This window comes from Pseudomonas kitaguniensis (assembly GCF_009296165.1).
GTDB classification, from domain to species: domain Bacteria; phylum Pseudomonadota; class Gammaproteobacteria; order Pseudomonadales; family Pseudomonadaceae; genus Aquipseudomonas; species Aquipseudomonas kitaguniensis.
Genome location: NZ_VUAZ01000129.1, coordinates 22,849 through 36,348, shown reverse-complemented (window position 1 = coordinate 36,348; position 13,500 = coordinate 22,849). Strand labels below are relative to the sequence as shown.

Below are 13,500 nucleotides of genomic sequence, written 5' to 3'. Positions count from 1 at the left end.
CTCCCACAGTTTGAATGCATTCTGCTTGGGAGATTGGGTCGGCTTTTGATGTGGGAAGCGCCCCGCTATAGGCGCAATCTCACGATGAGGCCCCCACCCTGTTACGGCAACAAAATCGTCGACCCGGTCGTACGACGCCCCGACAACTCTGTATGCGCCTTCGCCGCTTCGGCCAATGAAAACCGTTGGTTGATGTCAATGCGCAGCTTGCCGCTCTTGATCATCGAGAACAGGTCATCCGCCATTACCTGCAGATCTTTTGGGTTGCTGGCGTAAGTCGCCAACGTTGGCCGGGTGACATACAGCGAGCCTTTGGCGGCCAAAATCCCCAGGTTCACGCCATCCACCGCGCCCGATGCGTTACCAAAACTTATCACCAGACCCCGTGGCGCTACGCAGTCCAGCGAGGTCAGCCAGGTGTCTTTGCCGACGCCGTCGTACACCACCGGCACCTTTTTGCCGTCGGTCAATTCCAGTACGCGCTGTGCGACATTTTCCTTGCTGTAGTCGATGGTCTCCCAGGCGCCGAGGGATTTGGCCAAGGCGGCTTTCTCCGGCGAGCTTACGGTACCGATCAGCTTCACGCCCAAGGCTTTGGCCCATTGGCACGCGAGTGAGCCCACGCCACCGGCCGCCGCGTGGAACAGAATGGTTTCGCCGCCCTTCAGCTCATAGGTCTGGCGCAGCAAATATTGCACGGTCAGGCCCTTGAGCATGGCACCGGCGGCGTGTTCAAAGCTGATGTCGTCCGGCAGGTGCACTAGGTTGGCGGCGGGCAACACGTGCAGTTCGCTATAGGCCCCCAGTGGGCCATTGCCGTAGGCCACACGGTCGCCGACGCTGAATTGAGTGACGTCGCTGCCGACCGCGTCGACCACGCCGGCGCCCTCCGCGCCCAACCCCGATGGCAATGCCGGCGGCGCATAAAGGCCGCTGCGGAAATAGGTGTCGATGAAATTCAGGCCAATCGCCTGGTTACGTACCCGAACCTGCTGCGGGCCTGGCTCTGCCGGTGTGTAGTCAACATATTCAAGCACTTGCGGGCCGCCATGGGCGCTGAACTGGATACGTTTAGCCATCTACCTTCTCCTTGAGTCGACTGTACGAAGCACCCTATCGGACTCCTAAGCGTGACCTTCGTCAACTGCGGCGCACGTGTGTGCGGTGTTATCCTGTGCGCCCATTTGCCGCCGACGCCCAATGGCCTCGCGTAGCTTTGCCCGATAAAGGTGACGCCATGACTACCCACACCGAGGCTGTTAAAGCCTACCTGCTTGATCTGCAAGAGCGCATTTGCAGTGCTCTGGAAACCTTCGAGCCGGACACTCGTTTTATCGAAGATGCCTGGACTCGGCCAGCCGGCGGCGGCGGGCGCACACGTGTGCTCGAAAACGGTTCGGTCATCGAAAAAGGCGGCGTTAACTTTTCTCACGTGTTTGGCAGCGGCCTCCCTCCGTCTGCCAGTGCGCATCGCCCTGAACTGGCCGGTCGCGGGTTTGAAGCCATGGGCGTGTCGCTGGTGATTCACCCGCACAACCCGCATGCCCCGACGTCCCACGCCAACGTGCGCTTTTTCATCGCCGAAAAAGAAGGCGAAGAACCCGTATGGTGGTTCGGTGGCGGCTTCGACCTCACGCCCTACTACGGCCATGAAGAGGACTGCATTCATTGGCATCGCGTGGCCGAGCAGGCATGTGCGCCGTTCGGGGCGGATGTATACGCGCGCTACAAGGCCTGGTGCGACACCTACTTTCATATCAAGCACCGCAACGAACCGCGCGGTATCGGCGGGCTGTTCTTCGATGATTTGAATGAGTGGGGCTTCGACACCAGCTTCGCCTTTATTCGCGCCATTGGCGACGCTTACATCGACGCCTACTTGCCGATTCTGCAGCGGCGCAAGGCCATGGCCTATACCGAGCAGCAGCGTGAATTCCAGGAGTTTCGCCGTGGCCGCTACGTCGAATTCAACCTGGTTTACGACCGTGGCACCTTGTTCGGCCTGCAGTCGGGCGGGCGCACCGAGTCGATCCTGATGTCACTGCCGCCGCAAGTGCGCTGGAGCTACGACTGGAAAGCCGAAGCCGGCAGCGAGGAAGCACGCCTTACCGATTACTTCCTGCAAGACCGCGACTGGCTTGGCGTGGCCACGCCCAAGGCGGCGGTCTGATGGACCGTTATGTGGTGTTCGGCAACCCCATCGGCCACAGCAAGTCGCCGCTGATTCATCGAATGTTCGCCGAACAGACCGGTGAGCCGTTGGACTACAGCACCTTGCTCGCACCGCTCGAGGATTTCAGCGGCTGCGCGCGTGAGTTTTTTCAGCAAGGGCGTGGCGCCAATGTCACTGTGCCGTTCAAGGAAGACGCTTACCGCCTGGCCAACAGCCTGACCGAACGCGCCCAGCGCGCTGGCGCGGTGAACACCCTGAGCAAGTTGGCCGATAGCAGCCTGCTCGGTGATAACACCGACGGTGCAGGCCTGGTGCGCGACCTGACGGTGAACGCCGGGTTGCAACTGCACGGCAAACGCATCCTGTTGCTGGGCGCCGGTGGCGCGGTGCGCGGGGCGTTGGAGCCCTTGCTGGCGGAGCAGCCTGGCGCGCTGATCATCGCCAACCGCACGGTGGCAAAGGCTGAGTTGCTCGCCGAGCTGTTCGACGACCTTGGGCCGGTTTCCGCCAGCGGTTTCGACTGGTTAAGTGAGCCGGTGGACCTGATCATCAATGCCACATCCGCCAGCTTGTCAGGCGATGTGCCGCCGATTGCCGGCAGCCTGATCGAACCCGGCAAAACCTTTTGCTACGACATGATGTACGCCAAAGAGCCGACGGCGTTCTGCCGCTGGGCCACTGAACACGGTGCATCCGTGGCAATGGATGGCCTGGGCATGCTGGTTGAGCAGGCGGCGGAAGCGTTCTTCCTGTGGCGCGGCGTACGCCCGGATTCGGCGCCGGTGTTGGCTGAACTGCGCCGCCAACTGGCCTGACGCAGTTACAACTGTGGGCACAATTATTGTGCCCACATTAGTCTTCGAAATGGATCGGGCAGTTGTCGGCCCCTTCGAGTTTTCTCAATTCTTCAACGACCTGCGGCCGCGCTCGGCGCAACGTCAGGCTACGGCCTGAACCCCTTAGCCGTCGCGCCTCTTGGTGCAGCATCTCGACCCCGGAATAGTCGATAAAGTTGATCTGCTGCGCTTCGATCACTACCCGCCCGCCGTGCAAGCGTTGCAGGCGTACTTGCAGGTAATGGCTGGCGCCAAAAAAGATCGAGCCGCCGACGCGTAACACGTCCTCATCACCGTCGCGCCACTGCTGCACGCGCGGCTGCGAGGTGCGTTTGAGGTAGAAAAACAGCGATGCCAACACCCCGGCGTAGATCGCGGTTTGCAGTTCCAGCAGCAAGGTGGCGGCGCACGTCAGGCCCATCACCACACATTCAGCGCGACTGACGCGCCACAGCGCGCGAATGCTGCGATGGTCCACCAGGCCCCAGCAAATCAGCAAGATACTGGCGGCCATGCTCGGCAGCGGAATGTGCGCGATCAACGCGGCGCCGAACAGCGCAAACAGCGCCACCCACACCGCCGAGAACACCCCGGCCAGCGGCGAGCAGGCGCCGGCTTCGTAGCTGAGACCGGAACGCGTAAAGGAACCGGCTGACAGGTAGCCAGAGAAAAATCCGCCGACGATATTCGATAAGCCCTGCGCGCGAACTTCCTGGTTCGCATCGAGCAACTGTTGCGAGCGCGCCGACAACGAGCGGGCAATCGACAGGCTGGTGACCAGCCCCAGCATGCCCACCGCCACCGCGCTGGGCAGCAGGCGCAGAAGCATGTCCAAGTCCAGCGGCAATGGGCTGAACGGCGGCAGCTTGCCGACAAACGCGCTCACCCGCGCCACATGCCCGAACATGGCCGGCCACAGCCACGCCGCCAGGCTGCCCAAGGCCAGCGCAATCAGCAGCGTCGGCCAGCGCGGCAGCCAATACTTGAGCAGCGCGCCTGCCAACAATGTGCTTAAGCCGAGGGCGAGCGAGGCGCGGTCCCATTCGCCGCCGTGATCGGCAAGCGCCAGCACACTTTTGATCGCCGTGGCTTCACTCGGCAAATCCAGCCCCAACAGGTTAGGCAGTTGCCCCAAGGCAATCACCACGGCGGCGCCGAGGGTGAAACCAAGCACCACCGGATGCGAAACAAAATTCACCAGCGCGCCGAAGCGCAGCATGCCGAGCAACCACTGGAAAACCCCAGCGAGGAAGGTGAGCAGCAGGATGAGCGTGATGTAGTCCTGCGAACCCGGCACGGCGAGTGGGCTGACGCTGGCGTAGAGCACGATGGAAATCGCCGCCGTCGGGCCACAGATAAGGTGCCACGACGAGCCCCACAGGCAGGCGATCAGCACCGGGATAATCGCCGCGTACAGGCCGTACTCCGGTGGCAGGCCGGCAATCAGCGCGTAGGCAATTGACTGTGGTAACGCGAGCACCGCGCCACTGAGGCCGACTATCGCGTCCCGGCCGACGCTGGCGCGGGTTTGGCGCGGGAGCCAGGAGAGGAAGGGGAAGAGTGTATGGCGGTTGGGCCGGGGCATCGCAGACTCGGGTTGAAAGGTTTGAGCCAGAATATCAGGCTGCTAATGATCGTTCCCACGCGAGCGTGGGAACGATCAGCGTGCTAGAGCTTGGCTTTTACCGCTGCCAATGCGTCCTGGCCATCGACGGTTTTCACGCCATCCAGCCACGTGTCCAGCACGGCCGGGTTGGCCTTGATCCATGCCTTCGCCGCCTGCGCATTGCTGACCTTGTTGTTGGCCACCTCGGCCATGATTGCGTTCTCCATCTCTTGGGTAAAACTCAGGTTGGTCAGCAACTTTCCTACGTTCGGGCAGGACTGCGCATAACCTTTGCGGGTCAAGGTGTACACGCTGCCGGTGTCGCCGAAGTATTTCTCGCCGCCCTTGAGGTAGTGCATTTTCAACTGCACGTTCATTGGGTGTGGCGTCCAGCCGAGGAAGGTCACGAAGCGCTGCTTCTTCACTGCCCGCGACACTTCGGCGAGCATCGCCTGCTCGCTGGATTCCACCAGCTTCCACTGGCCGAGATCAAAGTCGTTTTTCTTGATGATTTCCTGCAACGAGATATTCGCGGGCGCGCCGGAGCCGATGCCGTAGATCTTTTTGTCGAACTTGTCGGCAAACGTGTTCAGGTCGGCAAACTCATGCACGCCGGCGTCCCACACGTAGTCCGGCACGGCGAGGGTGAACTCGGTGCCGTCGAGGTTTTTCGCCAGTTGCACCACGTCGCCGTTGGCCACGAACTTGTCATAAAACCCCTGCTGCGCCGGCATCCAGTTACCCATGAATACATCGACTTTGCCGTCCTTGAGCCCACCAAACGTGATCGGCACCGCCAGCGTGTCGACCTTGGCTTTGTAACCCATGCCCGTCAGCAGAAAACCGGTGATGGCATTGGTGGCGGCAATGTCGCTCCAGCCCGGATCGGCCATCTTCACCGTTTCACAACTGGCATCCGCGTACACATTGGCGCTTGTCAGCGCAACGTCGCTAGCATCACAGTCAACTTTTGCATGGCCTTCCCTTTGTCTGATTATTGGTCTTGGCAGGGTTGTGGATAACGTGCCTTGCGCTCCAGGTCGTCGAGGTCGATATGGTTGCGCATGTATTGCTGACTGGCGTCTACCAGTGGCTGGTGGTCCCAGCTCTTCAGCTTGCCTTCGGTCAGTGCTTCAAACACCAGACGACGGCGGCGTTGGCTGGCGAGCACCTGTTGGTGGATCGCCGGGATGTCCCATTTGGCCCGCGCCTCACTCAAAAACGCCTCGAACAGTGGCCGGTGTTCCGGTGACTGGCTGAGGTTCTCCCGCTCGTGCGGGTCATTGTGCACATCGAAGAGTAAACAAGGGTCGTCTTCGCTGTAGATGAATTTGTAGGCGCCACGACGGATCATCATCAGCGGGCTGATGGTGCCTTCGGCCATGTATTCGCCGAACACTTCGTCGTGCCCGCCCTGCCCCAGCAAGTGCGGGACCAGCGAGCGGCCGTCCAGCGGCAGAAGCGGGTCCAGCTCGCCGCCGGCCAGTTCCACCAGGGTCGGCAGCAGGTCGGCAGTCGACACTGCCTTGCTCACGCGGCCCGCGGCAAACTGCCCCGGCGCACTGACCAGCAGCGGCACGCGGGCGGCCATTTCAAACCAGTGCATCTTGTACCAGAGCCCGCGCTCGCCAAGCATGTCGCCGTGGTCGCCAGAGAAAATAATCAGGGTGTCATCACTCAGGCCGGTGTCTTCCAGGGTTTGCAGCAGCTTGCCGACGTTGCTGTCGATATAGCTGCAGGCACCGAAGTAGGCGCGGCGTGCATCGCGGATTTTGTTCAGCGGCAGCGGCTTGTCCCACAGGTCATAGACCTTGAGCAGGCGTTGCGAATGCGGGTCTTGGTCAGCTTGCGGGGGCGTGGCAGGCAACGGGATGTCGCTGTCGTCGTACAAATCCCAGAACGGCTTGGGAATCGTGTACGGGTCGTGTGGGTGAGTCATCGACACGGTCAGGCAGAACGGCTGGTCACCGTCTTCGCGAATATGGTCGAACAGGTATTGCTGCGCCTTGAACACCACCTCTTCGTCGAAATCCAGTTGGTTGGTACGCACGCACGGGCCGGCTTGCAGCACCGACGCCATGTTGTGGTACCACGTGGGCCGTACATCCGGCTCGTCCCAGTTCACCGCCCAGCCATAGTCGGCGGGGTAAATGTCGCTGGTCAGGCGCTCCTCAAAGCCGTGCAACTGGTCTGGCCCGCAGAAGTGCATCTTGCCCGACAGCGCAGTGCGGTAGCCGAGGCGGCGCAAGTAATGCGCGTAGGTCGGCACATCGGCGGGAAAGTCGGCCGCATTGTCGTAGGCGCCGATCTTGCTCGGCAACTGGCCGCTGACCAGCGTGAAGCGCGAGGGCGCGCACAATGGGCTGTTGCAATACGCGGCGTCGAACACCACGCCTTGTGCGGCGAGGCGGCTGAGGTTGGGCAACTTGATAGGCGAAGGACCGTAGAACGGAAGCAACGGCGCGGCCATTTGATCGGCCATGATGAAAAGAATGTTCTTGCGCTTCATAAGTCTTCGGCATTCCATAGGCGGTGTTTATGCGAATGAGCATGCGGCCCATGGAAATTGGGGTAAAGCCCATGAAAAGCAATGTCTAGGATAAGCACAGCTTATGTATGAAGCCCTCGGTGATGTGTCGCTCGACCTGCTCCGCGCATTTGAAGCGGCGGGGCGCCACCGCAGCTTTACCGCCGCCGCGATGGAGCTGGGCAGCACTCAGCCGGCCGTCAGCCAGCAGATCAAGCGCCTTGAAGAGCAACTGGCGATTCGCCTGTTTGATCGCATTTACCGTGGCATCGAACTGACCGACGCGGGCGCCTGCTCTTCGAACACGTGCAGGGCGGCTTGCAAAGCATCAACCACGGCTTGAGCGCGATCACCCAACAAGACCAGCACGAAGTGCTGCAGGTGGCCACCGACTTCGCCTTCGCTGCGTATTGGCTGATGCCACGCCTGCATCGTTTTCACGCGGCCAACCCTCACGTCGACGTGAGCCTGGTCACCAGCCAGCGCAACCACGCCACCTTGCGCAGTGATATTGACGTGGCGGTGTTGTTTGGCGATGGCCGTTTCAAACAGGGCGACAGCCTGTGGCTGTTCAATGAGGAAGCGTTCCCGGTGTGCAGCCCGCAATGGCTCAAAGACCAGGCCACGCCGCTGACGGTGCAGAGTTTGCCCGACTACCCGTTGCTGCACCTGCGCCAGGAAAACAACAGCCATTGGTTCGATTGGAGCGGCGTGTTTCGCGAGCTGGGCATCACCACCGCACCGACGCCCGGCCAACTGCGTTTTGACAATTACACCCTGCTGATCCAGGCGGCGATTGCCGGCCAGGGCGTGGCCATCGGCTGGCGGCACCTGGTGGACAGCATGCTCGAACAGAACTGGCTGTGCCGGCCGATCCGCGACACGGTGATCTCGCGCTACGGTTATTACGTGGTGCAGCCGCAGCGCAAACGTCGCGGGCAGTTGGTCGAGCGCTTTGTCGACTGGCTGGTGGCCGAGCAAGCCAGCAACGTGCAGTCGCTGACCGGGCTGGCCCTACCGTCGATTGCGGTCTAGGATTTGGCGCACATCGCAGACGGATTTCGCCATGCAACGAATCAAGGGTTACCACGCCCATATCTACTTTGACGCCCACAGCATCGAGCTAGCGCGCACCTTGTGTGAAGACGCGGCCAAGCTGTTTCCGCTGCGCATGGGCAACGTGCATGAGCGGCCCGTAGGCCCGCACCCGGACTGGAGCTGCCAACTGGCGTTCGACCCGGAATACATCGGCGTGGTGCTGCCGTGGCTGGCGCTGCACCGCGAAGGGCTGGTGGTGTTCTTGCACCCCAATACCGGCGATGACCTGAAGGACCACACCGATTACGCGATCTGGATGGGCGCGATGCGCGAGCTGAATCTGTCTGCGCTTTAACCAAGGCTGAATACGCGCCCCGTCAGCGTGTGCAGGCACGCGGGATTTTTGCATGTCAAAACCCAATATATGGGACTGTTATTTATATATTGAGATTTATCCGCGCGTAGGTTTATATTCGCCCATCTGCTTTTTTCAGCACCCACTCATTTCAGGTGAAGCGATGCAGGCGCAATTGATCGCGCTCGACTGGGGGACCAGCTCCCTTCGTGCTTATAAACTCGGCCCGGCTGGCGAGGTGCTCGAACAGCGCTCGCTGGCGTTCGGGATCATGCACCTGCCCAGCGAACCGCGCGACATCGCCGGCGTGCGCTGCAGCGATGGCTTCGAGTTGGCGTTCGATGCCGCCTGCGGCGATTGGCTCGACGCCCAGCCCGGCTTGCCGGTGATCGCCTGCGGCATGGTCGGCAGCGCTCAGGGCTGGAGCGAAGCGGCCTATCGCAACACCCCGGTGGATGTCGCAAGCTTGGGCCAGGCGCTGCATACCGTCCGCAGCCTGCGTGGCGTGGTGGTGCACATTGTGCCTGGCGTGATTGAGCAGGTCGGTTTGCCCAACGTAATGCGCGGTGAAGAAACCCAAGTGCTCGGCGTGTTGCAGAGCCTTAACACCGACGCCTTGATCGGCCTGCCTGGCAGCCATTCCAAATGGGTCGAGGTGGTGGATGGTCGCATCACGCACTTCGACACCTTCATGACCGGTGAACTGTTCGCGATACTCAGCAAGCACAGCATCCTGGGGCGTACTCAAAAAACCTCGGAACAGTTCCAGACACAGGCCTTTGACCGAGGCGTGCAGGTGGCGCTGTCGGCAGACGGCCAGCGTGGCGTGCTGTCGACGCTGTTCAGCGCGCGCACGCTGGGGCTGACGGCTGAGCTTGCGCCTGAGCAACAACCCGATTACTTGTCTGGCCTGCTGATCGGCCACGAACTCGCGGGCTTGCCGGCCAGCGCCAAACACCAGCCGATCATCCTGGTCGGCGCCGCCGCCCTCTGCACGCGCTACCAACGCGCCCTCGCCCTCTGCGGCTTCGCCCACGTCAGCCTGGCGCAAGAAGCCACCGAGCGCGGCTTGTGGCAATTGGCCGTGGCGGCCGGACTCACTCAACCTGTATCGGAGGCCTGACATGCTCAAGCAAGCACTCACACGCAACGGTTTGATCGCGATTTTGCGCGGTGTGCGACCGGACGAAGCCCGTGCGATTGGCCAGGTGCTTTACGCCGCTGGCTTCCGGGTGATCGAAGTGCCGCTCAATTCACCCGAGCCTTACACCAGTATCCGCACGCTGCGCGACAGCCTGCCCGCCGATTGCCTGATCGGCGCGGGCACGGTGTTGACGCCAGAGCAGGTTGAACAGGTCAAGGCCGCCGGTGGCCAGGTGATCGTTATGCCCCACAGCGATGCCAAGGTGTTGCGCGCCGCCAAAGCAGCGGGCCTGTACCTGTCGCCAGGCGTGGCCACGCCGACCGAGGCGTTTGCTGCGCTGGCTGAAGGCGCGGACGTATTGAAGCTGTTCCCGGCCGAGCAAATGGGCCCGGCAGTGATCAAGGCCTGGCTCGCGGTATTGCCAGCGGGCACGTTGTTGCTGCCGGTCGGCGGCGTTACACCAGACAACATGCAGGTGTATTTCGACGCCGGCGCCAAAGGCTTCGGGCTGGGCTCGGGGTTGTTCAAACCGGGCATGTCTGTGGATCAAGTGGCGAGCAGCGCGCAGGCGTACGTCGCGGCCTGGAACGCGCTTCATTGATTGCAAGCTTTGCGCCTTGGGCGCTGCATCGACAAGAGAGATAAGAAGATGAAAATCACCAAACTGACTACCTTCATCGTTCCGCCGCGCTGGTGCTTCCTCAAGGTCGAAACCGACCAGGGCGTGACCGGCTGGGGCGAGCCCGTGGTCGAAGGCCGCGCCCACACGGTGGCCGCTGCGGTTGAGGAACTGTCCGACTACTTGATCGGCAAAGACCCACGCAATATCGAAGACATCTGGACCGTGCTCTATCGCGGCGGCTTCTACCGGGGCGGCGCCGTGCATATGAGCGCACTCGCCGGTATCGACCAGGCGTTGTGGGACATCAAGGGCAAGGCGCTGGGTGTTTCCGTCAGCGATTTGCTGGGCGGCCAGGTGCGCGACAAAATCCGCGTGTATTCGTGGATCGGCGGCGACCGTCCGGCCGACACTGCGCGTGCCGCCAAAGAAGCCGTGGGCCGTGGTTTTACCGCAGTAAAAATGAACGGCACCGAAGAATTGCAGTTTGTCGACAGTTTTGAAAAGGTCGACCTGGCGCTGGCCAACGTGGCCGCCGTGCGCGATGCCGTCGGCCCTAACGTCGGCATCGGCGTCGACTTCCATGGCCGCGTGCACAAGCCCATGGCCAAAGTGCTGATGAAGGAACTGGACGCCTACAAGCTGATGTTCATCGAAGAGCCGGTGCTCAGCGAAAACTACGAAGCACTCAAAGAGCTCGCGCCGCTGACCAGCACGCCGATCGCTTTGGGCGAGCGCCTGTTCTCGCGCTGGGATTTCAAGCGTGTGCTCAGCGAAGGTTACGTCGACATCATCCAGCCCGATGCTTCCCACGCGGGCGGCATCACCGAAACCCGCAAAATCGCCAACATGGCCGAAGCCTACGACGTGGCCCTGGCCCTGCACTGCCCGCTCGGGCCGATTGCCTTGGCGGCCTGCCTGCAACTCGACGCGGTTTGTTACAACGCGTTTATCCAGGAGCAAAGCCTGGGCATCCATTACAACGAGAGCAACGACCTGCTCGACTACGTGCGCGACCCGGGCGTGTTCGACTATGACAAAGGCTTCGTGAAGATTCCCAACGGGCCAGGGCTGGGCATCGAGATCAACGAGGAATACGTGATCGAGCGCGCGGCCATTGGCCACCGCTGGCGCAACCCGATCTGGCGCCACGCCGACGGCAGCTTCGCCGAATGGTGATTTTTATCTGAAGTAATGCGGATCAACATGTGGGAGGGGGCTTGCTCCCGATGGCAGTGGACCAGCCGCCGAAGAAGTCGACTGACACTCCGCCATCGGGAGCAAGCCCCCTCCCACATTGACCGCGTTGCTCCCGAGAGTTGTTTACTGCGTCCTCAATAAACATAAGAAGAGGCTACCCATGCAACCTGAATCCTTCACTGGGCAGGCTCCCTTAGTCGCGCCCAGCAGAAAGCGTTTCTTCATCATGGTGCTGTTGTTTATCACCGTGGTGATCAACTACCTCGACCGCAGCAACCTGTCGATTGCAGCGCCAGCGCTGACCAGCGAGCTGGGTATCGACCCGGTGCACGTCGGGCTGATCTTCTCGGCCTTCGGCTGGACCTACGCCGCCATGCAAATTCCCGGCGGCTGGCTGGTAGATCGGGTGCCGCCGCGCATCCTTTACACCGTGGCCCTGTTGTTGTGGTCGATTGCCACCGTCATGCTTGGCTTTGCCGCCAGCTTTATCGCGCTGTTCGTGCTGCGCATGGCGGTCGGCGCGCTCGAAGCGCCGGCCTACCCGATCAATAGCCGCGTGGTCACCACCTGGTTTCCCGAGCGCGAGCGCGCCACGGCGATTGGCGTTTATACCTCCGGGCAGTTTGTCGGGCTGGCGTTTCTTACGCCGGTGCTGGCGTGGCTGCAACACACGTTCGGCTGGCACATGGTGTTTGTCGCCACCGGCGGCGTGGGAATTCTGTGGGCGCTGGTGTGGTACGCAGTGTACCGCGAGCCGAAGGATTTCAAAGGCGCCAACGCGGCTGAAATCGAGCTGATCCGCGAAGGCGGCGGGCTCGTGGATATGCAGGCCAAAGTGGTCAAGGCACCGTTCAGTTGGGTCGACCTGGGCATCGTACTGACCAAGCGCAAGCTGTGGGGCATTTACCTGGGGCAGTTCTGCCTGAACTCCACGCTGTGGTTTTTCCTGACGTGGTTCCCGACCTACCTGGTGAAATATCGCGGCATGGACTTCATCAAGTCCGGCCTGCTCGCGTCGCTGCCGTTTTTGGCGGCGTTTGTGGGCGTGCTGTGTTCGGGGATTTTCTCTGACTGGCTGATTCGCCGGGGCGCGTCGGTGGGTTTTGCGCGCAAGTTACCGATCATCAGTGGCTTGCTGATTTCCACCGCGATCATCGGCGCCAATTACGTGGACTCGACGGCCTGGGTGATTGCGTTTCTGGCGGTGGCGTTTTTCGGCAATGGCCTGGCGTCGATTACCTGGTCACTGGTATCGACCCTGGCGCCCGCGCGGTTGCTCGGCCTGACGGGAGGCGTGTTCAACTTTATCGGTAACCTGTCGGCGATTACCACGCCGATCGTGATCGGCTTTCTGGCCAGCGGCGACTCGTTTGCGCCAGCGATCACCTACATCGCCGTGCTGGCGTTGCTGGGCGCGCTTTCGTACGTATTGCTGGTAGGCAAGGTCGAGCGCATAGAGTTGTAGCGGGCGATTAAGCCCTGTGGCGGGTGGGCCTTCTGTGGCGAGCAAGCCCGCTCGCTACAGAAGGGTTGGGTGTCAGTTGAGCACGCCGTCGAGGATTTCGTAGACGATGCCGGTGCCGACTGCGATCAGCACCACGTCTGGGCCGGAGCGGCGCCATTCGTAGCCCGGGTACGCGGGCAGGCGCGCCAGCGCGCGGCCGTCGAGGCGTTCGCCGTAGTAACCGCGTGGCAAGGGTTGGCCACGCACCAGGCGTACATTCGGCGGCGGTGGAGCGCCGCGCGAGAACTGGCCGTGGTTGTCGTGGATGATCTGGCGCACCGGGCCGAAATCCTGGGGCGGGCCGCCACGGCGGTTGTCTTGCGGCCCGCGATGGTCGTCGCCACGTTGTTCGTGCTGGCCTTGCGGGCCGCCACGGTCGGGGCCGCCTTGATCGTTGGGCGCGGCCTGCGCCAGGGCACTCGCGCCGAGCATCAGTACGCCAAGACCAGCGATCAAGCGTTTAGGCATTTTCATGGGTGTTTCCTCAGTACTGCACGA

General features: G+C 61.8%; 12 protein-coding genes and 1 pseudogene. 8 read left to right on the top strand and 5 right to left on the bottom strand.

What is annotated here, in order from left to right; all coding sequences use genetic code 11:
- Window positions 1-101: 101 nt before the first annotated feature.
- Window positions 102-1,079 carry an NADPH:quinone reductase gene (locus tag F0169_RS21050; RefSeq protein WP_152747526.1) on the bottom strand — a complete coding sequence of 326 codons (978 nt, stop codon included), beginning with the start codon at window positions 1,077-1,079 and terminating at the stop codon, window positions 102-104.
- 158 nt (window positions 1,080-1,237) lie between these two features.
- On the opposite strand from F0169_RS21050, the gene hemF reads away from it, so the two are divergent.
- Both hemF and aroE read left to right on the top strand, forming a co-directional pair.
- Window positions 1,238-2,170 (top strand): oxygen-dependent coproporphyrinogen oxidase, encoded by a 933-nt coding sequence (gene hemF, locus F0169_RS21045; RefSeq protein WP_058414563.1) that lies wholly within the window; start codon window positions 1,238-1,240, stop codon window positions 2,168-2,170.
- Window positions 2,170-2,988, top strand: coding sequence for a shikimate dehydrogenase (aroE, locus tag F0169_RS21040; protein WP_152747525.1), 819 nt, complete (start codon window positions 2,170-2,172; stop codon window positions 2,986-2,988). The genes hemF and aroE overlap by 1 nt, the downstream gene beginning before the upstream one ends.
- A 37-nt stretch (window positions 2,989-3,025) precedes the next feature.
- Here aroE and F0169_RS21035 read toward each other — a convergent pair whose 3' ends face one another.
- From F0169_RS21035 to betC, 3 genes are all read right to left on the bottom strand, one after another.
- Complete coding sequence (locus F0169_RS21035) at window positions 3,026-4,594, bottom strand: SulP family inorganic anion transporter (RefSeq protein ID WP_152747524.1); 1,569 nt, start codon at window positions 4,592-4,594, stop codon at window positions 3,026-3,028.
- An 83-nt stretch (window positions 4,595-4,677) separates the two neighbouring features.
- Window positions 4,678-5,556 (bottom strand): choline ABC transporter substrate-binding protein, encoded by an 879-nt coding sequence (gene choX, locus F0169_RS21030; protein ID WP_425274310.1) that lies wholly within the window; start codon window positions 5,554-5,556, stop codon window positions 4,678-4,680.
- A gap of 53 nt (window positions 5,557-5,609) precedes the next feature.
- Window positions 5,610-7,124 (bottom strand): choline-sulfatase, encoded by a 1,515-nt coding sequence (gene betC, locus F0169_RS21025; RefSeq protein ID WP_058414567.1) that lies wholly within the window; start codon window positions 7,122-7,124, stop codon window positions 5,610-5,612.
- Between the two features lie 103 nt (window positions 7,125-7,227).
- Here betC and F0169_RS21020 point away from each other — a divergent pair.
- From F0169_RS21020 to F0169_RS20995, 6 genes and pseudogenes are all read left to right on the top strand, one after another.
- Window positions 7,228-8,177: pseudogene (locus F0169_RS21020) on the top strand (choline sulfate utilization transcriptional regulator).
- Window positions 8,178-8,208: 31 nt separating this feature from the next.
- Window positions 8,209-8,535, top strand: a complete 327-nt coding sequence (locus tag F0169_RS21015) for a DOPA 4,5-dioxygenase family protein (protein WP_152747523.1) — start codon at window positions 8,209-8,211, stop codon at window positions 8,533-8,535.
- 163 nt (window positions 8,536-8,698) lie between these two features.
- Entirely contained in the window at window positions 8,699-9,658 is a 960-nt protein-coding gene (locus tag F0169_RS21010; RefSeq protein WP_152747522.1) for a 2-dehydro-3-deoxygalactonokinase, read from the top strand.
- 1 nt (window position 9,659) lies between these two features.
- Complete coding sequence (locus tag F0169_RS21005; RefSeq protein ID WP_152747521.1) at window positions 9,660-10,280, top strand: 2-dehydro-3-deoxy-6-phosphogalactonate aldolase; 621 nt, start codon at window positions 9,660-9,662, stop codon at window positions 10,278-10,280.
- A 48-nt stretch (window positions 10,281-10,328) separates the two neighbouring features.
- Complete coding sequence (gene dgoD, locus F0169_RS21000) at window positions 10,329-11,477, top strand: galactonate dehydratase (RefSeq protein WP_058414572.1); 1,149 nt, start codon at window positions 10,329-10,331, stop codon at window positions 11,475-11,477.
- Window positions 11,478-11,658: 181 nt separating this feature from the next.
- Window positions 11,659-12,963, top strand: coding sequence for an MFS transporter (locus F0169_RS20995; protein ID WP_122249627.1), 1,305 nt, complete (start codon window positions 11,659-11,661; stop codon window positions 12,961-12,963).
- A 72-nt stretch (window positions 12,964-13,035) separates the two neighbouring features.
- Here the strand turns inward: F0169_RS20995 and F0169_RS20990 are convergent, their stop codons facing one another.
- A complete protein-coding gene (locus F0169_RS20990; protein ID WP_058414574.1) occupies window positions 13,036-13,476 on the bottom strand; it encodes an anti-virulence regulator CigR family protein in 441 nt (146 codons plus the stop codon).
- Window positions 13,477-13,500 lie beyond the last annotated feature (24 nt).

What these genes read in the sequence shown, in the direction of transcription:
- F0169_RS21050 (WP_152747526.1), bottom strand. Translation starts at nt 1,079, where the DNA reads ATGGCTAAACGTATCCAGTTCAGCGCCCATGGCGGCCCGCAAGTGCTT.
- hemF (WP_058414563.1), top strand. Translation starts at nt 1,238, where the DNA reads ATGACTACCCACACCGAGGCTGTTAAAGCCTACCTGCTTGATCTGCAA.
- aroE (WP_152747525.1), top strand. Translation starts at nt 2,170, where the DNA reads ATGGACCGTTATGTGGTGTTCGGCAACCCCATCGGCCACAGCAAGTCG.
- F0169_RS21035 (WP_152747524.1), bottom strand. Translation starts at nt 4,594, where the DNA reads ATGCCCCGGCCCAACCGCCATACACTCTTCCCCTTCCTCTCCTGGCTC.
- betC (WP_058414567.1), bottom strand. Translation starts at nt 7,124, where the DNA reads ATGAAGCGCAAGAACATTCTTTTCATCATGGCCGATCAAATGGCCGCG.
- F0169_RS21015 (WP_152747523.1), top strand. Translation starts at nt 8,209, where the DNA reads ATGCAACGAATCAAGGGTTACCACGCCCATATCTACTTTGACGCCCAC.
- F0169_RS21010 (WP_152747522.1), top strand. Translation starts at nt 8,699, where the DNA reads ATGCAGGCGCAATTGATCGCGCTCGACTGGGGGACCAGCTCCCTTCGT.
- F0169_RS21005 (WP_152747521.1), top strand. Translation starts at nt 9,660, where the DNA reads ATGCTCAAGCAAGCACTCACACGCAACGGTTTGATCGCGATTTTGCGC.
- dgoD (WP_058414572.1), top strand. Translation starts at nt 10,329, where the DNA reads ATGAAAATCACCAAACTGACTACCTTCATCGTTCCGCCGCGCTGGTGC.
- F0169_RS20995 (WP_122249627.1), top strand. Translation starts at nt 11,659, where the DNA reads ATGCAACCTGAATCCTTCACTGGGCAGGCTCCCTTAGTCGCGCCCAGC.
- F0169_RS20990 (WP_058414574.1), bottom strand. Translation starts at nt 13,476, where the DNA reads ATGAAAATGCCTAAACGCTTGATCGCTGGTCTTGGCGTACTGATGCTC.